The 19,926-nt window shown below is 64.3% G+C and carries 22 protein-coding genes and 1 tRNA gene; 5 read left to right on the forward strand and 18 right to left on the reverse strand.

Annotated features, from left to right (window positions below; all coding sequences use genetic code 11):
• Positions 1-4: 4 nt before the first annotated feature.
• The 14 genes from nuoF to LSQ66_RS13280 all read right to left on the reverse strand — a co-directional run bounded on the left by nuoF (position 5) and on the right by LSQ66_RS13280 (position 9,182).
• Positions 5-1,303, reverse strand: a complete 1,299-nt coding sequence (nuoF, locus tag LSQ66_RS13215) for an NADH-quinone oxidoreductase subunit NuoF (protein WP_231765667.1) — start codon at positions 1,301-1,303, stop codon at positions 5-7.
• Positions 1,300-1,776 carry an NADH-quinone oxidoreductase subunit NuoE gene (nuoE, locus tag LSQ66_RS13220; RefSeq protein WP_231765668.1) on the reverse strand — a complete coding sequence of 159 codons (477 nt, stop codon included), beginning with the start codon at positions 1,774-1,776 and terminating at the stop codon, positions 1,300-1,302. Before nuoE ends, nuoF begins: the two co-directional genes overlap by 4 nt.
• Positions 1,777-1,793: 17 nt before the next feature.
• On the reverse strand, positions 1,794-3,047 hold the full coding sequence (locus tag LSQ66_RS13225) for an NADH-quinone oxidoreductase subunit D (protein WP_231765669.1): 1,254 nt from the start codon (positions 3,045-3,047) through the stop codon (positions 1,794-1,796).
• Positions 3,047-3,640 (reverse strand): NADH-quinone oxidoreductase subunit C, encoded by a 594-nt coding sequence (locus LSQ66_RS13230; RefSeq protein WP_231765670.1) that lies wholly within the window; start codon positions 3,638-3,640, stop codon positions 3,047-3,049. The genes LSQ66_RS13225 and LSQ66_RS13230 overlap by 1 nt, the downstream gene beginning before the upstream one ends.
• 17 nt (positions 3,641-3,657) lie before the next feature.
• Positions 3,658-4,134 carry a NuoB/complex I 20 kDa subunit family protein gene (locus LSQ66_RS13235; protein WP_008450353.1) on the reverse strand — a complete coding sequence of 159 codons (477 nt, stop codon included), beginning with the start codon at positions 4,132-4,134 and terminating at the stop codon, positions 3,658-3,660.
• A 3-nt stretch (positions 4,135-4,137) separates the two neighbouring features.
• Entirely contained in the window at positions 4,138-4,497 is a 360-nt protein-coding gene (locus tag LSQ66_RS13240) for an NADH-quinone oxidoreductase subunit A (protein ID WP_231765671.1), read from the reverse strand.
• A 175-nt stretch (positions 4,498-4,672) separates the two neighbouring features.
• Positions 4,673-4,757: transfer RNA gene (locus tag LSQ66_RS13245), tRNA-Leu, on the reverse strand.
• Positions 4,758-4,853: 96 nt separating this feature from the next.
• Entirely contained in the window at positions 4,854-5,279 is a 426-nt protein-coding gene (gene secG, locus LSQ66_RS13250) for a preprotein translocase subunit SecG (protein ID WP_231765672.1), read from the reverse strand.
• Positions 5,280-5,320: 41 nt separating this feature from the next.
• The gene (gene tpiA, locus LSQ66_RS13255) at positions 5,321-6,070 is read right to left on the reverse strand and encodes a triose-phosphate isomerase (protein WP_231765673.1); all 750 of its coding nucleotides are present in this window, start codon (positions 6,068-6,070) and stop codon (positions 5,321-5,323) included.
• A gap of 65 nt (positions 6,071-6,135) precedes the next feature.
• Positions 6,136-7,116: an NAD(P)H-quinone oxidoreductase gene (locus LSQ66_RS13260; RefSeq protein ID WP_231765674.1), complete on the reverse strand. Its 981-nt coding sequence runs from the start codon at positions 7,114-7,116 to the stop codon at positions 6,136-6,138.
• Positions 7,117-7,165: 49 nt separating this feature from the next.
• Positions 7,166-7,783 (reverse strand): tetratricopeptide repeat protein, encoded by a 618-nt coding sequence (locus LSQ66_RS13265; protein WP_231765675.1) that lies wholly within the window; start codon positions 7,781-7,783, stop codon positions 7,166-7,168.
• A gap of 54 nt (positions 7,784-7,837) precedes the next feature.
• On the reverse strand, positions 7,838-8,596 hold the full coding sequence (locus tag LSQ66_RS13270; protein WP_231765676.1) for a GIN domain-containing protein: 759 nt from the start codon (positions 8,594-8,596) through the stop codon (positions 7,838-7,840).
• A gap of 86 nt (positions 8,597-8,682) precedes the next feature.
• Positions 8,683-8,889 carry a hypothetical protein gene (locus tag LSQ66_RS13275; RefSeq protein ID WP_231765677.1) on the reverse strand — a complete coding sequence of 69 codons (207 nt, stop codon included), beginning with the start codon at positions 8,887-8,889 and terminating at the stop codon, positions 8,683-8,685.
• A gap of 131 nt (positions 8,890-9,020) precedes the next feature.
• A complete protein-coding gene (locus tag LSQ66_RS13280; protein WP_231765678.1) occupies positions 9,021-9,182 on the reverse strand; it encodes a hypothetical protein in 162 nt (53 codons plus the stop codon).
• Between LSQ66_RS13280 and LSQ66_RS13285 the strand changes: the two genes are divergently transcribed.
• Positions 9,162-9,401, forward strand: coding sequence for a hypothetical protein (locus LSQ66_RS13285; protein WP_231765679.1), 240 nt, complete (start codon positions 9,162-9,164; stop codon positions 9,399-9,401). The genes LSQ66_RS13280 and LSQ66_RS13285 overlap by 21 nt on opposite strands.
• A gap of 118 nt (positions 9,402-9,519) precedes the next feature.
• Here the strand turns inward: LSQ66_RS13285 and LSQ66_RS13290 are convergent, their stop codons facing one another.
• The gene (locus LSQ66_RS13290) at positions 9,520-10,569 is read right to left on the reverse strand and encodes a zinc ribbon domain-containing protein (RefSeq protein WP_231765680.1); all 1,050 of its coding nucleotides are present in this window, start codon (positions 10,567-10,569) and stop codon (positions 9,520-9,522) included.
• An 89-nt stretch (positions 10,570-10,658) separates the two neighbouring features.
• Between LSQ66_RS13290 and LSQ66_RS13295 the strand changes: the two genes are divergently transcribed.
• The 3 genes from LSQ66_RS13295 to LSQ66_RS13310 all read left to right on the forward strand — a co-directional run bounded on the left by LSQ66_RS13295 (position 10,659) and on the right by LSQ66_RS13310 (position 14,747).
• Complete coding sequence (locus LSQ66_RS13295) at positions 10,659-12,038, forward strand: c-type cytochrome (RefSeq protein ID WP_231765681.1); 1,380 nt, start codon at positions 10,659-10,661, stop codon at positions 12,036-12,038.
• Positions 12,039-12,129: 91 nt separating this feature from the next.
• Positions 12,130-13,731, forward strand: a complete 1,602-nt coding sequence (locus LSQ66_RS24860; RefSeq protein WP_269449072.1) for a methyl-accepting chemotaxis protein — start codon at positions 12,130-12,132, stop codon at positions 13,729-13,731.
• Positions 13,732-13,817: 86 nt separating this feature from the next.
• On the forward strand, positions 13,818-14,747 hold the full coding sequence (locus LSQ66_RS13310) for an exo-alpha-sialidase (protein ID WP_231765682.1): 930 nt from the start codon (positions 13,818-13,820) through the stop codon (positions 14,745-14,747).
• Positions 14,748-14,833: 86 nt separating this feature from the next.
• On the opposite strand, the gene ltrA is transcribed toward LSQ66_RS13310, so the two are convergent.
• The 3 genes from ltrA to rpsO all read right to left on the reverse strand — a co-directional run bounded on the left by ltrA (position 14,834) and on the right by rpsO (position 19,263).
• Positions 14,834-16,201, reverse strand: a complete 1,368-nt coding sequence (gene ltrA, locus LSQ66_RS13315) for a group II intron reverse transcriptase/maturase (protein WP_231765683.1) — start codon at positions 16,199-16,201, stop codon at positions 14,834-14,836.
• A 455-nt stretch (positions 16,202-16,656) separates the two neighbouring features.
• Positions 16,657-18,786: a polyribonucleotide nucleotidyltransferase gene (pnp, locus tag LSQ66_RS13320; protein ID WP_231765684.1), complete on the reverse strand. Its 2,130-nt coding sequence runs from the start codon at positions 18,784-18,786 to the stop codon at positions 16,657-16,659.
• A 207-nt stretch (positions 18,787-18,993) separates the two neighbouring features.
• Positions 18,994-19,263 (reverse strand): 30S ribosomal protein S15, encoded by a 270-nt coding sequence (gene rpsO / locus LSQ66_RS13325; RefSeq protein WP_231765685.1) that lies wholly within the window; start codon positions 19,261-19,263, stop codon positions 18,994-18,996.
• 167 nt (positions 19,264-19,430) lie between these two features.
• Here rpsO and LSQ66_RS13330 point away from each other — a divergent pair, with 167 nt between their 5' ends.
• Complete coding sequence (locus tag LSQ66_RS13330; protein WP_231765686.1) at positions 19,431-19,922, forward strand: hypothetical protein; 492 nt, start codon at positions 19,431-19,433, stop codon at positions 19,920-19,922.
• Positions 19,923-19,926: the final 4 nt, after the last annotated feature.

The following is a 19,926-nucleotide window of genomic DNA, read 5'->3' on the forward strand; positions in this document are numbered from 1 at the left end:
CAGCTTAGTAGGCCGAGACAGGCACCAGGCAGTGCTTGTGTTCGACGTGGTATTCAAATTCTTCGCGGAACTGCTTGACGAAGGCGCGCACCGGCATCGCGGCGGCATCGCCCAGGGCGCAGATGGTGCGGCCCTGGATGTTGTCGGCGATCGAATTGAGCATGTCCAGGTCCGAGGCGCGGCCCTGGCCGTTCTCGATACGGTGCACCATGCGGTACATCCAGCCCGTGCCCTCGCGGCATGGCGTGCACTGGCCGCAGGACTCTTCGTAGTAGAAGTAGGCCAGGCGTTCCAGCGCCTTGACCATGCAGCGCGTTTCGTCCATCACGATCACGGCGCCCGAACCGAGCATGGAGCCGGCCTTCGCGATCGAGTCGTAGTCCAGGTCCGTGTTCATCATGATCTCGCCACGGATCACCGGCGCGGAGGAGCCGCCGGGGATCACGGCCTTGATCTTCTTCCCGCCGCGCATGCCGCCCGCCAGTTCCAGCAGCTTGGCAAACGGGGTGCCCAGCGGGACTTCGTAGTTGCCGGGACGTTCGATGTCGCCCGAGATCGAGAAGATCTTGGTGCCGCCGTTATTGGGCTTGCCCAGGCCGAGGTAGTTTTCCGGGCCCACGTTCAGGATGAAGGGAACGGCCGCGAAAGTCTCGGTGTTGTTGATGGTGGTCGGCTTGCCGTACAGGCCGAAGGACGCCGGGAACGGCGGCTTGAAGCGCGGCTGTCCCTTCTTGCCTTCCAGCGATTCGAGCAGCGCCGTCTCTTCGCCGCAGATGTAGGCGCCGTAGCCGTGGTGGGCGTGCAGCTGGAAGCTGAAATCGCTGCCCATGATCTTGTCGCCCAGGAAGCCGGCGGCGCGCGCCTCTTCCAGCGCCTCTTCGAAGCGCAGGTATTCCTGGAAGATCTCGCCGTGGATGTAGTTGTAGCCCACGGTGATGCCCATCGCATACGCGCCGATGGCCATGCCTTCGATCAGCGAGTGCGGGTTGTAGCGGATGATGTCGCGGTCCTTGAAGGTGCCCGGTTCGCCCTCATCTGTATTGCAGACGAGGTATTTCTGGCCGGGGAACTGGCGCGGCATGAAGGACCATTTCAGGCCGGTGGGGAAACCGGCGCCGCCGCGGCCGCGCAGGCCGGAGGTCTTCAGGTCGGCGATGATCTGCTCGGGAGCGATCTTCTCTTCCAGGATGCGGCGCAGGGCGGAGTAGCCGCCGCGCTTGACGTAGTCGGCCAGGCGCCAGTTGTCGCCGTTCAGATCCTTCAGGATCAGGGGATTGATGTGGCGGTCGTGCAGGGAAGTCATTTCTTCAGCTCCTCCACGAGGGCGTCCAGCTTGTCGTTGCTCATGAAGGAGCACATGCGGTGGTTATTCACCAGCAGCACCGGCGCGTCGCCGCAGGCGCCCATGCACTCGCCTTCCATCAGCGTGAATTCGCCGTCGGCGGTGGTGTCGCGGAAGTCGATGCCCAGCTTCTGCTTCAGGTGCTCGGCCGCTTTCACGCCGCCCGACAGCGCGCATGGCAGGTTGGTGCACACGGTGATCTTGTGCTTGCCGATGGGCTTCAGGTTGTACATGTTGTAGAAGGTCGCCACTTCCTGCACGGCGATGGCCGGCATGCCGATGTAGTCGGCGATTTCCTTCATGGTTTCGGGCGAGACCCAGCCCAGCTCCATCTGTGCGTGGGCCAGGGAGGCCATCACGGCGGACTGGCGCTGGTCGGCCGGATACTTGGCCAGCTCGCGGTCGATTTTTTTATAGCACTGCTCGGATAACATAATCTTTTCTGCCTCGCTTATCGGTCAATACTGCCGAACACAATGTCCTGCGTACCAATGATGGTCACGGCGTCGGCGATCATGTGGCCGCGCGCCATTTCATCCAGGCTTTGCAAGTGGGCATAGTCCGGGGCACGGATTTTCAGACGATAAGGTTTGTTGGCGCCGTCGGACACCAGGTAGATGCCGAATTCGCCCTTCGGATGCTCGACCGCGCAATACGCTTCGCCCGGCGGCACGTGGAAGCCTTCCTGGAACAGCTTGAAATGGTGGATCAGCGATTCCATGTTGGACTTCATGTCCACGCGATTCGGCGGCGCCACCTTGCGGTTGCCGCTCATGACCGGGCCCGGGTTATTGCGCAGCCACTCCACGCACTGCTTGATGATGCGGTTGGACTGGCGCATCTCTTCCACGCGCACCAGGTAGCGGTCGTAGGAGTCGCCGTTGGTGCCGACCGGGATGTCGAACTCCATCAGGTCGTACACTTCGTAAGGCTGCTTCTTGCGCAGGTCCCACTCCACGCCCGAGCCGCGCAGCATGGCGCCGGTGAAGCCCATGGCCAGCGCGTCTTCCGGCGACACCACGCCGATGCCCACGGTACGCTGCTTCCAGATGCGGTTGTCGGTCAGCAGGGTCTCGTATTCGTCCACATAGGTGGGGAAGCGGCGGGTGAAGTCCTCGATGAAGTCGAGCACGGAACCCTGGCGGTTCTCGTTCAGCGCGGCGATGGCCTTGGCCGAGCGGATCGGCGACTGCTTATGCTGTGGCATCGCGTCCGGCAGGTCGCGGTAAACGCCGCCGGGACGGTAGTAGGCCGCGTGCATGCGCGCGCCCGACACCGCCTCGTAGATGTCCATCAGGTCTTCGCGGTCGCGGAAGGCGTACAGGAAGGGGCCCATGGCGCCCACGTCCAGCGCGTGCGCGCCGAGCCACAGCAGGTGGTTCAGCAGGCGCGTGATCTCGTCGAACATCACGCGGATGTACTGCGCGCGCAGCGGCACTTCGAGGCCCAGCAGCTTCTCGATGGCCATCACATAGGCGTGCTCGTTGCACATCATGGACACGTAGTCCAGGCGGTCCATGTAGGGCACGGACTGCAGGTAGGTCTTCTGCTCGGCCAGTTTCTCCGTGGCGCGGTGCAGCAGGCCGATATGGGGGTCGGCGCGCTGGATCACCTCGCCGTCCAGTTCCAGCACCAGGCGCAGCACGCCGTGCGCTGCCGGGTGCTGCGGACCGAAGTTCAGGGTGTAGTTCTTAATCTCAGCCATTATTTCATCCCGTAGTTTTCTTCGCGGATCACGCGCGGCACGTTTTCGCGCGGCTCGATGGTCACAGGCTGGTAGATCACGCGCTTCTGCGCTTCGTCATAGCGCATCTCGACGTAGCCGGAAACCGGGAAGTCCTTGCGGAACGGATGGCCGATGAAGCCGTAGTCGGTGAGGATGCGGCGCAGGTCGTTGTGGCCTTCGAAGAGAATGCCCAGCAGGTCGAAGGCTTCGCGCTCGTACCAGTTGGCGGCGCGCCACAGCGGGGTAACCGATTGCACGAGGGGCATGTCGTCGTCGGCGCAGAACACGCGCACGCGCAGGCGCCAGTTGTTCTTCACCGACAGCAGGTGCGACACCACGGCGAAACGGGCGCCTTCCCAGGCGCCCTCTCCGTAGGTCGAATAGTCGACGCCGCACAGGTCGATCAGCTGATCGAAGCCGAGTGCGGGATCGTCGCGCAGCGTCTGCATGATGCCGTAGTAGTCGTCAGCCTTGACGACGATGGTGATTTCGCCCAGCGCCACGGTGATTGCCGCGCGCTCGCCTAGGGCCTTGCCGAGGGCGGTTTCCAGGACTTCCAGATGTGTAGTCATTTTTCTTCAGCGCCCCATCAACGTGCGATCGTGTTCGTGCGCTTGATCTTGTTCTGCAGCTGCATGATGCCGTAGAGCAGAGCCTCCGCGGTCGGCGGGCAGCCCGGCACGTACACGTCCACCGGCACGATGCGGTCGCAGCCGCGCACCACGGAGTAGGAGTAGTGGTAGTAGCCGCCGCCGTTGGCGCAGGAGCCCATGGAGATGACCCAGCGCGGTTCCGGCATCTGGTCGTAGACCTTGCGCAGCGCGGGCGCCATCTTGTTGCACAGCGTGCCGGCCACGATCATCACGTCGGACTGACGCGGGGACGGACGGAACACCACGCCGAAGCGGTCCATGTCGTAACGGGCAGCGCCCACGTGCATCATTTCGACCGCACAGCAGGCCAAGCCGAACGTCATCGGGAACATCGACCCGGTGCGCGCCCAGTTGATCAGCTTGTCGGCCGAGGTGGTGATGAAACCTTCGTTCAATACGCCTTCAATAGCCATGGCTTATTCCCAATCAAGGGCACCTTTCTTCCAGATATACCAAAAACCGACCACGAATTCGGCGATGAACACCATCATCGTCACGAAGCCCTGCCAGCCCAGTTCGCGCATGGATACGCCCCACGGGAAGAAGAATGCCGTTTCCAGATCGAACAAAATAAAGAGGATTGCGACGAGGTAGTAACGCACGTCGAATTTCATGCGCGCGTCTTCGAAGGCTTCGAAGCCGCACTCGTAAGGGGAAAGTTTCGCCGCATCGGGCTTGTGGGGGCCAAGCAGGCGGCCCAGCACTTGGGGAACGACGCCGACGCTGAGGCCGACGAGCAGGAACAGGAGGACGGGGAAGTAGTTTTCGAGGTTCACGATGTGGTAGCAGCTTATAACGATCGGTTGGGAGTGCACTGCCATGAACCGCAGTGCATGAACGCTCGACCCCAATCGAATGCTGAGACCAGGATCAAACGACACATCCTCGTAAAAAAACCAGCAAGGGCATGAGTTTGTGCAACTCGGGCGCCCATGCTGGCCTCTCAATTCTTGGTGCCGACGACGAGACTCGAACTCGTACAGCTTGCGCCACTACCCCCTCAAGATAGCGTGTCTACCAATTTCACCACGTCGGCATTAAGGCCGCTATTCTACTCTGGTTTGCGCACTTTGTTAATGTCAATTGCGCCAGATCAAGAAGAAAAATAGCGGAAGGCTGAAAATAGCCGGTTTTACTTCGGGATTTGTTGAGCCGGTGCGCCGGAGGCAGGCGCAGGGGCGGCCGGTGCGGCTTCCGCCGGCGCCGGAGTGGCAGCTGCCGGAGCAGGCGCCGGGTTCGCCGAAGGAATGGCGGCCGAACCCTTGACCGGAGCAGGCGCGGTCACGTTCGACATCACGCCGCCGCCCACCGCCGTCGTGCGCTGGTTGGCCAGCAGGGACAGGCCCAGGGTCGCGGCGAAGAAGATCGCTGCGGCCACCGCGGTGGACTTGGACATGAAGTTCGAGGAGCCGGTGGCGCCGAACAGGCTGCCGGAGGCGCCGGAGCCGAAGGCCGCGCCCATGTCGGCGCCCTTTCCGTGCTGCAGGAGCACCAGGCCGATGATGGCCAGGGCCGACAGGACCTGCACTACTACGATCAGATTGAACAGGGTGTTCATGCTATTCCATTCTCAGTTTAACGAAGGTACTACTTAATCACTTATTCGGCAGCGTGTACGATGCCGAGAAAATCTGCCGCCTTCAGCGCGGCGCCGCCAATCAGGCCGCCGTCGATATCCGGCTGGGCCAGCAGCTCGCGCGCGTTGTCCGGCTTGACGCTGCCGCCGTACAAAATCTGCAGCGCTTCGGCCGCGGCCGGGCTGCGCTTGGCCACCTGCTTGCGCAGCAGCGCATGGATTTCCTGCGCGATGGCGGGCGTGGCCGTCTTGCCGGTACCGATGGCCCATACGGGCTCATAGGCCAGCACAATCTTTTCCAGCGCCGGGGTTTCCAGCACGTCCAGCACGGCCTGCAGCTGGGCGCACACCACCAGGGCCGACTGCCCTGCTTCGCGCTGCTCCAGGGTTTCGCCCACGCAGACCACCGGCGTCAGGCCCGCGTTCAGCGCGGCCAGCACCTTTTGCGCCACCAGCTCGCTGCTTTCCTGGTGATAGGCGCGGCGCTCGGAGTGGCCGCACAGCACATAGCGGCAGCCGAAATCCTGCAGCATGGAGGCGGCGACTTCGCCGGTATAGGCGCCCGCCGCGTAGGCCGACACGTCCTGCGCGCCCCAGCTGATGGGCGTTCCGGCCAGCTCGGCCTGGCATTGGGCCAGGTAGGGGGCTGGCGCACAGACCGCGCAATCGGCATTCTTCGCGGCATAGCCAGCGACAACTCCGGACAATAATACCGAATTGCCAGCCAGGCTGCCATTCATCTTCCAATTGCCGATAACCAGTTTGCGTCGCATAGGCGTCCGTGAGCAAATAACCCGTAATTGTAACGTGGTGCGCTCGGGCGGGTCAAACCCGGCCCTTAAATAACTTGCAACATGATCTTGCCGACGTGGGCGCTGCTCTCCATGAGCGTGTGCGCGGCGGCTGCCTGCTCCAGGGGAAAGGTCTGGTAGATGACGGGCCTGATGTCGCCCGCTTCGATGAGAGGCCAGGCCTTCTCGCGCAGCTGGCGCGCGATCTCCGCCTTGAAGGCCACGGAGCGGGGACGCAAGGTGGAGCCGGTGACGGTGAGGCGGCGGCGCAGCACCTGGCCCATGTCCAGCTGCCCTTTCGCCCCGCCCAGCAGGGCGATGATGACGAGGCGGCCGTCATCGGCCAGGCAGTTGATTTCGCGCGGCAGGTAGTCGCCGCCCACCATGTCCAGGATCACGTCCACGCCCGTGTCGCCGGTGAGCTGCTGCACCACGGCGGCGAAGTCCTCGTGCCGGTAGTTGATGCCCCGCTCCGCGCCCAGCGCCTCGCAGGCGCGCGCCTTCTCGTCGCTGCCAGCCGTGGCGAACACGCGGTGGCCCAGGGTGCTGGCCAGCTGGATGGCCGTCACGCCGATGCCTGAACTGCCGCCCTGCACCAGCAGGGTCTCGCCCCGCCCAAGGCGGGCGCGGTCGAACACATTGCTCCACACGGTGAAGAAGGTCTCCGGCAGCGAGGCCGCCTCCAGCGCCGACAGCCCGCGCGGCACCGGCAGGCACTGTTCGATGGGCGCTGTCACATATTCGGCATAGCCGCCGCCCTGCACCAGGGCGCACACCATCTGCCCGATGCGGAAGCCGCTGCCCGCCAGGTCGCCGTCCACGATTTCGCCCGCCACTTCCAGGCCGGGAATGTCGGAGGCCCCGGGCGGCGGCGCGTAGCTGCCCAGGCGCTGGAACACGTCGGGCCGGTTGACGCCCGCCGCATGCACGCGGATGCGCACTTCGCCCGCCTGCGGCACGGGCACGGGCCGCTCGGTCAGGCGCAGGACCTCGGGCGGCCCGGACTTGCTGATTTCAATGGCACGCATGATCGCCCCTTTCGCTGGAAAGGGGCGATTTTACCGTGGGCGGAAAAACTCAGCCGCCACCCGTGCGCGAGGTGCGCGGCAGGGGCATGCCCGGCTTCCAGGCCGAGGACAGGCGCTGCCCTTCCTCGATCTGCTCCGGGCTCATGGTCTTGGCCACGGCGGCGCGCTGTTCGGCGGCGTTGGCATTGCCCGCCGCCGCCGACAGGTTCCACAGGGTGTAGGCGATGACGTTATCCTGCGGCATGCCGCCGATGTGGTAGCGGTACATCAGACCCAGCACCTGCTGGGCCTCCGCATGGCCCTGCTCGGCCGCCTTGCGGAACCAGCTCACGGCCTGCTTGTGGTCCTGGACCACGGCATTGCCCGTGTAGTACATGGCGCCCACGACATACTGCGCGTCGGCCTTGCCCTTCATGGCCGCCTTGCGGTGCCAGACGAGGGCCTGCTTGTAGTCCTGCGGCACGCCGCGGCCCATGTAGTACATCAGCCCCAGGAGGTGCTCGGCTTCCGTGTTGCCGGCGCGCGCCAGCGGCAGGATTTCCTTGTACGCCAGGGCATAGTTCTTGTTGTTGTAGGCGGTTGCGCCTTCAGCGAAGCCGGCTATCGCGCTGCCTTGCAGGCCGAGCGCGACGCCGATCGCCACGATGATGCGTCCTAGTTTTTTCATTTGTCCGAAATGGCTTCGTTCTTGATGTTATTCGCCCCTGTCCCCGGGGCCCATTTACTTCCAGCTGACTTTACCCAGTCCATCCACACTGACGTTGCGGTTCAGCGGCTTGCCGTACACGGTGACCGATCCCAGGCCGCTCAGGTTCAGGTTGGCGTTGGTGCGGGCGTTCACGGTGGCATTGCCCAGGCCGCTCAGCTCCACTTCCACCGAATCGGCCTGGAACTGCTGCGCATTCAGGCCGCCCAGTCCGCCCAGGTTGGCCCGCAGCATCTTGCTGCGCCCGCCCAGGGTCACATAGCCCGCGCCGCCCAGTTCCAGATCCACCGCGTCGTTCTCCGCCACCCACAGGTGCATGCTGCCCACGCCGCCAAGGTTGGCCTTCAGGCGGCGGTAGTCGCAGACCACCTTCATGCTGCCCGCACCGTCCAGCGTCAGTTCGATTTCCTCGCCCTTGAAGCCGCTCACCTCCATGGTGCCCACGCCTTCCGAGACCAGCTCGCGCAGCTGCGGCAGCACCACGTCCGCGCGCACCGTGGAGCGGCTCCACTTCATGCCGCGGCTTTCCGTGTCCAGCAGCAGGGTGTCGCCGTTCTGCACCACCTTCACCTTGTCCACATAGCGCTTCTCGCCCGTGATGTGGACGGAAGGCTGGTCGCCCTGGCGCAGCCGCAGGTCGATCACGCCATCGAGCTTAACGCGCACCACGCGGGCGTCGATGACAGGGGCGGTGGTCTGCTCCTGGGCGCCGGCGGCGCCCGCGAACAGGGCCAGGGCGGCGATCAGCAGGGAGAAACGGATTGGGTTCTTCATGGCAGCATCCTCATGCAGTGTTCTTGTGTGCCAGCAGGCAAACGATCTGGTAACTGTACCGTGCGGCCGGGCCGCGGGCAACAGGCTTACAGGGCGGCTTTCTCTGCCGCGTTCAGACGCTTGGCGCTGACCACGACCACCGGCATCGGGGCTTGGGCCGCCTGGGCGGTGACCGCTGGCGGAGCAATGCCGCGCACCACGGGGCGGATGGCCTTGGCGGTCGCCATGCTGGTGCCGCCCACCAGAATGATGGCGGCCACAAAGATGAACTCCATGTTTTTGGCGATGTTCATGATCCCTCCCCGTGCAAGCGTTGTTGGTATGCTTGCATCGTAACCAGCCGCCGGGCAAGCATCACGCGGATTGCGATGAACTGCAGAATTGGCGTGCCAGACGACAGAATCGGGGGATATTCGCGCGTTTCTCAGCGCCAGCCGAGGTGCTGACCCAAGGTGTGCATGCCCCGGCGCATCCAGCGCCAGGTGACAATGACCGGCTCGAAGTAGAAAGCCGGGGTCCTGCGTATGCCAATGACGACGCCTTCCTTGAATCCCAGCCAAAATTCATGCAGATCGGACTTGATCATGGCCACTCCTTCGAATTTCGCACCAGCCAGCGTATCAGCCAGACCGCCAGCAGCAAGGCGTCGAAACATAGAAGTATGATGTGCGTCAAACGGGCAAATAGCAAGAAGTCCGGATCCCGGACGATTGCGGTCATCCATTCAACCAGCGCCGCGATTGCGGCGCTGAACAGCAAAGTGATGGAAAAAAGAACGCTGCTCGTCGCCAGATCGGCCGCGTAGGCTCCAATGAACCGCCCTGCCCGCCTGGACCGCAAGTGCCCTGCCCGCCGTCTGCCCACGCCGCCCTCCCGTTTGGCTCAGCATAGCCCGGCAGCGATGGTGAGGGCATGAGGTGGCGCTATTCGACCGGGGCGGTGGCGGCGGGGGTGCCGCAGGAGAAGCAGAAGCGGGTGAAGGCGTTCTTGCGGGTGTCGCAGGCCGTGCAGCGGTTGAAGAGGCCGATACCGCAGTGGGGACAGAAGTCCATCTTCGGGTCCTTCAGGTCCGCCGGCCGCTCGCAGCCGGGGCAGACGCCCTTGGCCAGGCGCGCCTGGGCCACCTCGTAACTCAGGTCCTGGCGGCGCTGATTGTCCGGCAGGGCTTCGGCGGCGCGCTGGCGTTCCAGGTAGCGCTGCAGCGAAACGATGGCCTGCCGCCCCACCACCACCGTCAGCAGGATGCCCACCACATAGCGCACATAGCCGCCATAGCTCGGCAGATAGGGCACCAGCTCCACGAAGAAGGCGAACAGCGCGAAGAAGATGAAGCCCCAGACGAAGGGCCAGTAGGTGCTCTTGCGCTGCTTCATCCACAGCCAGCCCGCCGCCGCCAGCAGCGGCAGGGTCAGCGCCAGGCGATAGCCGAAGACGCGCAGCTCGCGCATCTGGCGGGCCCGGTCCAGCAGGGGCTGGGCCGACGCCTCCAGCTGGTTGATGCGCGTGGCGGCCCGGTCGCGCGCCTGGCTCGCGTGCAGATGCTTCTGTTCCTGGGCCTGCACGGCGCCCAGGGCCGTGCGCTCGGCCGCCTTCAGCCCGTCGAGCTCGCGCGTGCGGGCGATCAGTTCGGGGTCCTGCTCCGGCCGCGCCGTCACGCGCCGGGTGGAGAGCCAGTTGTCGAAGGTCTCGCTCGCCGTCTGGCTGTTGGAGGCGGCCACCTTGTGCTTCTGCCGGGCCTGCTCGAGCGCGGCCTGGGCCTCCACCACGCCCGCCTCGGCCAGCTGCAGCTCCATCTCGGCCTTCCGGTAGGCCGCTTCGTCCACGAACTGCTGCAGGACCAGGGGCTCCTCCACCAGGTTCATGTTCTCCACCACCTTGCCGCCCAGGCCGATGAGGAAACCGGCGAAGACCAGGGCCACCAGCCACAGGCCGCGCTGGAACCATTTTTCAGACAGACGCAGGGCTTTGCTCATTGCATGCTCCAAAGTTCAATATGGACGGGATACTACCATTGCGCTGCCTGGCGGTAATATGAGCGTTTTCAACATATCCAACGACAAGAATGCGCCACTTCCCACTCCACGCGGCCCTGCTGGGCCTGGCTCTCGCGGCCGGCGCCGCCTCCGCCGCCCCCACGGTCTCCGCCGAAAAGCTCTACCAAAGCAACTGCGCCCAGTGCCACGGCGCGAAGATGGAAGGCGCGGTGGGCCCTGCCCTCGCCGACCAGGCCTGGATCCACGGCGAGCCCACGCGCGCCAACCTGATCCGCCTCATCACCAAAGGCGTGCCGGACAAGGGCATGCCTGCCTGGGCCGGCACCCTGAACAAAATCCAGATCGCCGCGCTGGCGGATTATGTCGCGCCGCGCAAGCCCGGCGCGGGGCAGGCCCCGGCCCGCGAGCCCGATGCCCTCTCCGGCTTCCGCCTGCAGAAGGGCTTCCGCATCGCCGTCTACGCGGACAAGGTGCCGAGCGCACGCTCCATGGCCGTTTCCGACAGCGGCATCGTCTACGTCGGTTCGCGCAAGGCGGGCAAGGTCTATGCCGTGGTGGACGAAAACCGCGACGGCGTGGCGGAAAAGGTGGTGACGATTGCCGAGGGCCTGAACAACCCCATCGGTGTCACCCTGCTGAACGGCGCGCTCTACGTGGCCGAGATTTCCCGCGTGATCCGCTTCGACGACATCGACCGCCGCTACGCCGCCAAGCCCGCTTACAAGGTGGTGAAGGACGACCTGCCCAGCGACAAATGGCATGGCGAGAAATTCATCAAGGCGGGCCCGGACGGCAAACTGTATGTGCCAGTGGGTGCGCCCTGCAATGTCTGCGACAAGGAAGACGAAATCTATTCCAAGATCTGGCGCATGAATCCGGACGGCTCGAACTGGGAGCTGGTGGCAAAGGGCGTGCGCAACACGGTAGGCTTCGCCTGGCACCCCGTGACGAAGGAGCTCTGGTTCACCGACAACGGCCGCGACGAGATGGGCGACAATACCCCGTCCTGCGAACTGAACGTGGCGCCCAAGCTGGGCATGCACTTCGGCTTCCCCTACTGCCATGGCGGCGTGGTGCCCGACCCCCAGTTCGGCGGCAGCCGCAGCTGCGAGGAGTTCACGCCGCCCGTTGCCAAGCTGGGCCCCCATGTGGCCCCGCTCGGCATGGCCTTCTATACGGGCCGCCAGTTCCCCGCCCACTACCGCAACAATGTGCTGGTGGCCGAACACGGCTCCTGGAACCGCAGCACGAAGAGCGGCTACCGCGTCAGCCTCGTCACCCTGCAGGGCAACAAGGAGGTCACCACCACCACCTTTATCGACGGCTTCCTGCAAGGCGATGATGTGGTGGCAAGACCCGTGGACATCGCCCAGCTCGCCGATGGTTCCATCCTGATCAGTGATGATCATGGTGGCAAGCTCTACCGTGTTACCTATGAGGGGAAATAGCCACAACTGAGTTCCGTACGGCAAAATCAATTGCGACACGGAAATCAGAATGTTACATTGGGAGCGCATCCTTTCACACTGCCTCCCAACCATGAAATTCCTCAAGAACCTCACCATCCGCAGCAGCCTGATCCTGACTTTTTCCCTGCTCGGGCTGCTGCTGCTGCTGCTCGGCGCGGAAGGCATTGCCGGCATGCGTGCCAGCAATGCCAGCCTGAACGAGGTGTACTCGAACCAGCTGGCCTCCACCATTGCGATGGGAGCGGCCAAGAACTCGCTGGCGCGCGCCCGCTTCGTGCTGGACCGCGCCGTATTCCATCCGGATGCGCCGGACGCGCAGGAGATCGCCGGAACGAGCACGGCGCTGCTCCGCGACTCCGACGAGGCCTGGCAGCAGTACCGCAAGCTGCCTGCCGGCCCCGAGGAAGACGCGCTGGCGGACGAGGTGCAGCGGAAGCGCGCGGCGTATGTGAAAGATGGCCTGCAGGCGCTGGCACAGGCTCTGCATAACCGTGAACTGGACCGCATCGATGCCCTGGCCGTCAGGAAGGTGCCGGAACTGTTCGCTGCCTACAACGACGCGGCCGACAGGCTGGCCCAGCTCCAGGTGAAGCTGGCGAGGGAAGGCTACGAGGACAGCCAGGCCCTGTACCGCAGGCTGTTCGTCATTTCGGTGGCAGCCATGGTCCTGGGCGCGGTGGTGATGGTGGCCGCCTGCGCAGCGCTGATGCGCGCCATCATGCGCCCGCTGCGCCAGGCCCTGCGCCATTTCGAAGCGATGGCCGATGGCGATCTCTCGACCCGGATCGAGATCTCGCGCAACGACGAAATGGGCACCTTGCTTGGCGGCCTGCAGAAGATGCAGCAGCAGCTGGCCTCCACCGTGCTGCGTGTGCGCGACGGCGCTGGCAGCATCGCCAGCGCCAGCACCCAGATCGCCAGCGGCAACCTGGACCTGTCCTCGCGTACCGAGCAGCAGGCCAGCAGCCTGGAAGAAACGGCATCGTCGCTGGAGGAGCTGACCGCCACCGTGCGCCAGAATGCGGACAACGCGCGCCAGGCCAACCAGCTGGCCCTGTCGGCGTCCGAGGTGGCGGCCCAGGGCGGCAAGCTGGTGGCGCAGGTGGTGGACACCATGGGCGACATCAATACCTCCTCGCAGCGCATCGTGGACATCATTTCGGTGATCGACAGCATCGCCTTCCAGACCAATATCCTTGCGCTGAATGCCGCGGTCGAAGCTGCCCGCGCGGGCGAACAGGGCCGCGGATTTGCCGTGGTCGCCTCCGAGGTGCGCAACCTGGCCCAGCGCTCGGCGGGCGCCGCCAAGGAGATCAAGGAACTGATCGGCAATGCCGTGCAGAGCGCCGAGGCCGGGACCGCGCTGGTGGACAAGGCTGGCGCCACCATGGGCGATATCGTGGCGAGCGTGACGCGCGTGACCGACATCATGGGCGAGATCATGTCTGCCAGCGAGGAGCAGAGCGCGGGCATCGACCAGATCAACCGCGCCGTGACGGAGATGGACCAGGCGACGCAGCAGAACGCGGCCCTGGTGGAGGAAGCGGCGGCCGCCGCGGCCACGCTGCAGGACCAGGCGTCCACGCTGGAGGAAACCGTGCGCATCTTCAAGCTGGCGCATGCGGCGGGCGCAGCGGCAGCCCGCCCCGCCCTGCCCGCCCTGGCGCACTGACCGGGGGAGCTCTCCTTGCGATAGAATCGCCGGAGAGCAAGCATTGCGCCTTGCTCTCCCCGGCATCATCACAATGAGGAGAGTCCATGAACGACTGCATTACAAGGCGGGCGGCCCTTGCCGCCTGCCTGCTGGCCCTATGCGGCGCGGCGCTTTCGGCGCCCGCGCTGGAGGCCGCGCCGCAAGCACTGGCGCCCGGCGTCATTTCCACCGCCTTCCACGACTTCGCCGCCTCGCTCACGCCCGACGGCAACGCGGTTTTCTTCACCCGCACGGACGCGGGGTTCAACCGCATGGTGCTCCTGCAGTCCGTGAAGCGCGGCGGCCAATGGCAGGCGCCCACCGTACTGCCCTTCTCCGGCATATGGAACGACGGCGACGGCGTGCTCAGTCCGGACGGCAGGCGCTACGTCTTCATCTCCAACCGCCCCGCCAGCGGCACGGACGCCAAGGCGGACCTCGACCTGTGGCAAGTGCTGCGCGATGCGGGCGGCAACTGGGGCGAGCCGCATCGCCTGCCCGACCACATCAACTCGGGCGTAAACGAAATCTACCCCTCGCTGGCGGCGGACGGCACGCTCTACTTCGGGCGCGCGGGCAACGGCAACCCCGTCTTCCGCTCCCGGCTGGTGGACGGCGCCTACCAGCCGCCCGAGCAGCTCCCCTTCAACGCCTTCTCCTTCGCTGTGGCGCCGGACCAGAGCTTCGGCATCGCCGGCGTGCTCGACGCCGCGCGCAACAGCGACCTTTTCCTCGTCGAACGCAATGGCGAGGGCTGGGCGGCGCCGCAGCGCATCGAAGGGCCGCTCAATTCGCCGCAGCAGGAATTCGCCAGCTCGATCTCGGCGGACGGCAAGACCCTGCTCTTCGCCAGCACCCGGCGCGAAGGCGCCGCCGCCTGGCCGCGCGCGAAGCCCGTGCGGTCCGCCGCCGACGTGGCCGGGGAACTGGCCTCCTTCCCCTTCAACGGCCTGCGCAACATCTACTCGGTCGACATCTCCGCGCTGCGCAAATAGGCATAGGGGCGGTCAGTTTGACTGACCGATCCCCTGCCACACCACCCGGCATGCGGGTCCGCACCGGGCGGTTCAAGAAGTTGAGGTCAGGAAAGGCGAGGCACACCCAGGCGGTCAAAGTAGGCAATAGTGAGGGTGGTTTTCAGCAGCCTGTCACTGTTGCGCCACCAGCGACGGCTATTCGCCGCCACCTGTTTTGCCACCGATGGCGCGGCCCCAAGTTTGACCAATTCCCGGTACATGGTAGTTCCGCGTTTCCAGTGCTTGAGCTGGATTGCCCGCAGCCTATGACGCAGCCATTCATCGAGTCTCCGCCAAATCTTCGGAGTTTGCGCCAAGTGGAAGTACCCCTTCCATCCCAGCATATAGATGCGTAGTTTTGCCACCACTTCCGCCATGCTGCGCCCGCCGGAGCGGCCGGTGAGCTCCCGGAGGCGTTGTTTAAAGGCTGCCAGCGGCTTATGAGCCACTGCGCGCTTCACTTGGCCTCCGCGTGCCACCCACAGACTGTAACCGAGGAACTTGCGACCAAAGGCGCTGGCCACCGCGCTTTTGCTTTCGTTGACCATGAGGTGCAACTTGGCATAACAGCGCCGCAACAGCGCCATCACCCGCTGCCCCGCCTTGATGCTGCGTACGTAGACGTTCGCATCGTCGGCGTAGCGCGCGAAGCGATGGCCGCGCCGCTCCAGTTCCTTGTCCACCTCATCGAGCATGATGTTGCCAAGTAGCGGGCTGAGCGGGCCACCTTGAGGCGCTCCATCAGTCCGTTCCAGCACCACGCCATGGTCCATGATGCCGCTGTTCAAATAGGCCCGGATCAGCCGGATGACCCCGGCATCTTCAATGCGCTTGCGCAGACGGTCAATCAGGATGTCATGATTGACCCGATCGAAGAATTTCGACAGGTCAACGTCAACCACGACTCGCAGGCCCGACTGGACATACGCTTGGGCGGCTAAGACTGCGTCTTGCGCACACCTACCCGGACGGAAGCCGTAGCTGTGCTCGCTGAAGGTGGGATCAAGTATCGGTTGCAGCACCTGCAGGAGTGCTTGCTGGATCAGGCGATCCGTCACCGTCGGGATGCCAAGCTCGCGCTCACCGCCGTCCGGTTTCGGGATCGTCACCCGGAGCACCGGGCTGGGCCGGTACGTCCCTGACAGCAGTTGTTCGCGTATGCCCGGCCACGCGGTCGCCAGATGATGAGAGGTTTGGTTGATGTCCAGACCATCGACGCCAGCTGCTCCCTTGTTGGCGCGCACACGCTTGAATGCCCGCCGCAGGTTCTCTGTTGTCAGCGCCGCAGCAAGCAGCGCTGTCCCCGTGTTTCCGGTGGCATGCCGCGGGCATTCCGCTTCGTCGCTGAAAGCATCAGACAAGGCTTCACCTTGCCTTACGGCCTCCCGCCCCGCTTGCACGGGCATCTGACGCATGGCTGGCTGCATCGGCATATCGGACTCACTCCTTCTCGTTCGGTCCTTCACTGGCGGAGTCGAGCCTTCCCGGCGCTACCTCCAGCTACTATGACCTCTGCTGAGACCCCGCTCCGATTTTTTTTTCGTCGCCCTTTCAGGCATAAAGCGGGGCGTCCCCAGGTAAGGGCCGCACTCCTTCATCACACAACCGCCGCATCTACACCACCGTCCTTTGACCACAAGAGCTTTGCGGTTTTATGCCCGCTTGCCCTGAGCAGCAGTGCCTTCTATGCGATTCGTGTTCCTCGGCTCATGATTTACGCTCCACGCTTCCTTCCCACGGTCGGTTACCCTTCCGCAGTTGCGCTTCGCTTCGCTCACTGTGGTCAGCTCGCGGCGGGACTTGCACCCGCAGGAGTACGCCCATGCTGGGCGCACATAAAAAAAGCCGCCGGCGCTTGCGCGCTGGCGGCTTTTCGGAGCCCTGAGGCTTACTGTGCGTTGGCGGCAGCGGCGGCAGCTTCTTCCGCAGCGGCTTTCATCGACAGCTTCAGGCGGCCGCGGTCGTCCGTTTCCAGGACTTTCACGCGCACCTGCTGGCCTTCTTTCAGGTAGTCGGCCACGGCGTTCACGCGCTCGTTGGCGATCTGCGAGATGTGCAGCAGGCCGTCCTTGCCTGGCATCACCTGAACGATGGCGCCGAAGTCCAGCAGCTTGAGCACGGTGCCGTCGTAGGTCTTGCCCACTTCCACGGAAGCGGTCAGCTCTTCGATGCGGCGCTTGGCTTCCTGGCCGGCAGCAGCGTCGACGGAAGCGATGGTCACCACGCCTTCGTCGCTGATGTCGATCTGGGTGCCGGTCTCTTCGGTCAGCGCGCGGATCACGGCGCCGCCCTTGCCGATCACGTCGCGGATCTTCTCGGGGTTGATCTTGATGGTGATCAGGCGCGGCGCGAAGTCGGACAGCTCGGTCTTCACGTTCGGCATGGCCTTCTGCATCTCGCCCAGGATGTGCTGGCGGCCTTCCTTGGCCTGGGCCAGCGCCACCTGCATGATTTCCTTGGTGATGCCCTGGATCTTGATGTCCATCTGCAGCGCGGTGATGCCGTTGGCCGTACCGGCCACCTTGAAGTCCATGTCGCCCAGGTGGTCTTCGTCACCCAGGATGTCGGACAGCACGGCGAAGCGGCCGCCTTCCTTGATCAGGCCCATGGCGATACCGGCCACATGCGCCTTCATCGGCACGCCGGCATCCATCAGCGCCAGGCAGCCGCCGCAGACGGAAGCCATGGAGGAGGAACCGTTGGACTCGGTGATTTCGGACACCAGGCGCACGGAGTAGCTGAACTCTTCCTGCGACGGCAGGGCCGCCACCAGGGCGCGCTTGGCCAGGCGGCCGTGGCCCACTTCGCGGCGCTTCGGTGTACCCACACGGCCGGTTTCGCCGGTGGCGAACGGAGGCATGTTGTAGTGGAGCATGAAGTCGTCGGTGTATTCGCCCATCAGTGCGTCGATCTTCTGCGAATCGCGGGCGGTGCCCAGGGTCGCTACGACCAGCGCCTGGGTTTCGCCGCGGGTGAACAGGGCGGAACCGTGGGTGCGCGGCAGCACAGAGGTGCGGATCGAGATCGGGCGCACGGTGCGGGTGTCGCGGCCGTCAATGCGCGGCTCGCCTTCCAGGATCTGCGAACGCACGACCTTGGCTTCCATGTCGAAGAGGATATTGCCCACTTCCACGGCGTCCGGCGCTTCGGCGCCGGCGGCAGCTGCCTCGGCAGCCAGGTCGGCCTGCACTTCGGCGGACATGGCGCGCAGCTTCTCGGTGCGGGCCTGCTTGTCCTTGGTCTGGTAGGCGGCGCGGATCTTCGCTTCGGCGAAGTGGGCCACGCGGGCGATCAGGGCGTCGTTCTTGGCCGGAGCGGTCCACTCCTGCTCGGGCTTGCCGCCGTCGCGCACCAGGTCGTGGATCGCGTCGATCACGGCCTTCATCTGCTCATGGCCATAGACCACGGCGCCCAGCATAATCTCTTCGGACAGCTGCTTGGCTTCCGATTCCACCATCAGCACGGCGGTTTCGGTACCGGCCACCACCAGGTCCATCTCGGAGGTCTTCAGCTGGCTGGTGGTCGGGTTCAGGATGTACTGGCTGTTGGCGTAACCTACGCGGGCGGCGCCGATCGGGCCGTTGAACGGCACACCGGCCACGCACAGGGCGGCGGAAGCGCCGATCATGGATGGGATATCCGGATCGATCTCAGGATTGACCGACAGAACGTGCACGATCACCTGCACCTCGTTCATGTAGCCCTCAGGGAAGAGAGGACGGATCGGACGGTCGATCAGACGGGAAGTCAGCGTTTCCTTCTCGGAAGGACGGCCTTCGCGCTTGAAGAAGCCGCCGGGGATCTTGCCCGCGGCATAGGTCTTCTCCATATAGTCCACGGTCAGCGGGAAGAAGTCCTGGCCGGGCTTGGCGTCCTTGCGCGCCACCACGGTCGCCAGCACCACGGTGTCGTCCATCGACACCATCACTGCGCCGGAGGCCTGGCGAGCGATCTCGCCGGTTTCCAGCGTGACGGTGTGCTGACCGTACTGGAAGGTTTTCGTAACTTTGTTAAACATGGGTATTCCCTTTCTATTTGCCGACAGATTTTCAGGAGCTGTCGTTCACCTCACCACAGGCAGCGCACAGGCTGCCTTACTGCTCTACTTCTTCCTCCGTGCCAAGTGCTACTGCTTCTTGGCAATAAATCAACGGTTCAGAAAGACAAAATGCCTGCGGCAGCGAGCTGTCGCAGGCATTTCGTACTGAACCGGGTGACGCAAAAATTACTTACGCAGACCGAGTTTGGCGATCAGATCGCGGTAACGGTTGGCGTCCTTACCTTTCAGGTAAGACAACAGGCTCTTACGACGGTTCACCATCTTGATCAGGCCACGGCGGGAGTGATGGTCCTTGGTGTGCTCTTTGAAGTGGGTGTTCAGTTCGTTGATACGGGCGGTCAGCAGGGCAACCTGAACTTCCGGCGAGCCGGTGTCGTTCTGGGCGCGTGCGTTGTCCGCGATGATCGCGGCCTTGTTGATGTTTTCTACGGTCATGATATTACCTTTCACATGCGATGCACGGAGTCTTTCAACCCTGCACATCGTGAACTACGGATGATGGAATGCCTGGCCCTTTTGGACCAGACCCGGAAGTATAGCGGAAAAAACAGCCCTTGTATCGGCTTCTCGCTACAATTATTCGGCACCGAGGAGCCTCCACGATGAAAAAACTGGCGATAACGACAACATTTTTGCTGCTGGCGGGCTGCGCAGGCTTCGGCGGTCCGCCGCCTGCGCCAGGCGAATCCATGGCGGCGGTGGAGGCCCGCCTTGGCCAGCCCTCCGCCCGCCATGCGGGGCCGGGCGGCGAAACCATCGCCGAATACGGCGCGGGCGCCTTCGGCCAGTACACCTGGATGGCCACCTACGGGCCCGACGGCCGCCTGCGCCGCTACGAGCAGGTGCTGAGCAGCGAGAAGTTCGCCACCGTGAAGCTGGGCCAGGACAACAAGGAGAGCATCCTGCGCACCTTCGGCCGCCCGGCGGAGACCATGTACCTCTCCCTGCGCGACCTGGAGGTCTGGAGCTACCGCTACAAGGAGTCCGGCGTGTGGAACTCCATGATGCACATCCATTTCAGCCGCGACGGCATCGTGCGCGAGATGCAGAGCGGGCCGGACCCGCTCTACGAGGAAAAGCGCAGCTTCTTCTGATCCC

The organism is Massilia endophytica, assembly GCF_021165955.1.
Lineage (GTDB): Bacteria > Pseudomonadota > Gammaproteobacteria > Burkholderiales > Burkholderiaceae_D > Rugamonas > Rugamonas endophytica.

What these genes read in the sequence shown, in the direction of transcription:
- nuoF (WP_231765667.1), bottom strand. Translation starts at nt 1,303, where the DNA reads ATGACTTCCCTGCACGACCGCCACATCAATCCCCTGATCCTGAAGGAT.
- nuoE (WP_231765668.1), bottom strand. Translation starts at nt 1,776, where the DNA reads ATGTTATCCGAGCAGTGCTATAAAAAAATCGACCGCGAGCTGGCCAAG.
- LSQ66_RS13225 (WP_231765669.1), bottom strand. Translation starts at nt 3,047, where the DNA reads ATGGCTGAGATTAAGAACTACACCCTGAACTTCGGTCCGCAGCACCCG.
- LSQ66_RS13230 (WP_231765670.1), bottom strand. Translation starts at nt 3,640, where the DNA reads ATGACTACACATCTGGAAGTCCTGGAAACCGCCCTCGGCAAGGCCCTA.
- LSQ66_RS13235 (WP_008450353.1), bottom strand. Translation starts at nt 4,134, where the DNA reads ATGGCTATTGAAGGCGTATTGAACGAAGGTTTCATCACCACCTCGGCC.
- secG (WP_231765672.1), bottom strand. Translation starts at nt 5,279, where the DNA reads ATGAACACCCTGTTCAATCTGATCGTAGTAGTGCAGGTCCTGTCGGCC.
- tpiA (WP_231765673.1), bottom strand. Translation starts at nt 6,070, where the DNA reads ATGCGACGCAAACTGGTTATCGGCAATTGGAAGATGAATGGCAGCCTG.
- LSQ66_RS13260 (WP_231765674.1), bottom strand. Translation starts at nt 7,116, where the DNA reads ATGCGTGCCATTGAAATCAGCAAGTCCGGGCCGCCCGAGGTCCTGCGC.
- LSQ66_RS13265 (WP_231765675.1), bottom strand. Translation starts at nt 7,783, where the DNA reads ATGAAAAAACTAGGACGCATCATCGTGGCGATCGGCGTCGCGCTCGGC.
- LSQ66_RS13270 (WP_231765676.1), bottom strand. Translation starts at nt 8,596, where the DNA reads ATGAAGAACCCAATCCGTTTCTCCCTGCTGATCGCCGCCCTGGCCCTG.
- LSQ66_RS13275 (WP_231765677.1), bottom strand. Translation starts at nt 8,889, where the DNA reads ATGAACATCGCCAAAAACATGGAGTTCATCTTTGTGGCCGCCATCATT.
- LSQ66_RS13285 (WP_231765679.1), top strand. Translation starts at nt 9,162, where the DNA reads ATGCAGATCGGACTTGATCATGGCCACTCCTTCGAATTTCGCACCAGC.
- LSQ66_RS13280 (WP_231765678.1), bottom strand. Translation starts at nt 9,182, where the DNA reads ATGATCAAGTCCGATCTGCATGAATTTTGGCTGGGATTCAAGGAAGGC.
- LSQ66_RS13290 (WP_231765680.1), bottom strand. Translation starts at nt 10,569, where the DNA reads ATGAGCAAAGCCCTGCGTCTGTCTGAAAAATGGTTCCAGCGCGGCCTG.
- LSQ66_RS13295 (WP_231765681.1), top strand. Translation starts at nt 10,659, where the DNA reads ATGCGCCACTTCCCACTCCACGCGGCCCTGCTGGGCCTGGCTCTCGCG.
- LSQ66_RS24860 (WP_269449072.1), top strand. Translation starts at nt 12,130, where the DNA reads ATGAAATTCCTCAAGAACCTCACCATCCGCAGCAGCCTGATCCTGACT.
- LSQ66_RS13310 (WP_231765682.1), top strand. Translation starts at nt 13,818, where the DNA reads ATGAACGACTGCATTACAAGGCGGGCGGCCCTTGCCGCCTGCCTGCTG.
- ltrA (WP_231765683.1), bottom strand. Translation starts at nt 16,201, where the DNA reads ATGCCGATGCAGCCAGCCATGCGTCAGATGCCCGTGCAAGCGGGGCGG.
- pnp (WP_231765684.1), bottom strand. Translation starts at nt 18,786, where the DNA reads ATGTTTAACAAAGTTACGAAAACCTTCCAGTACGGTCAGCACACCGTC.
- rpsO (WP_231765685.1), bottom strand. Translation starts at nt 19,263, where the DNA reads ATGACCGTAGAAAACATCAACAAGGCCGCGATCATCGCGGACAACGCA.
- LSQ66_RS13330 (WP_231765686.1), top strand. Translation starts at nt 19,431, where the DNA reads ATGAAAAAACTGGCGATAACGACAACATTTTTGCTGCTGGCGGGCTGC.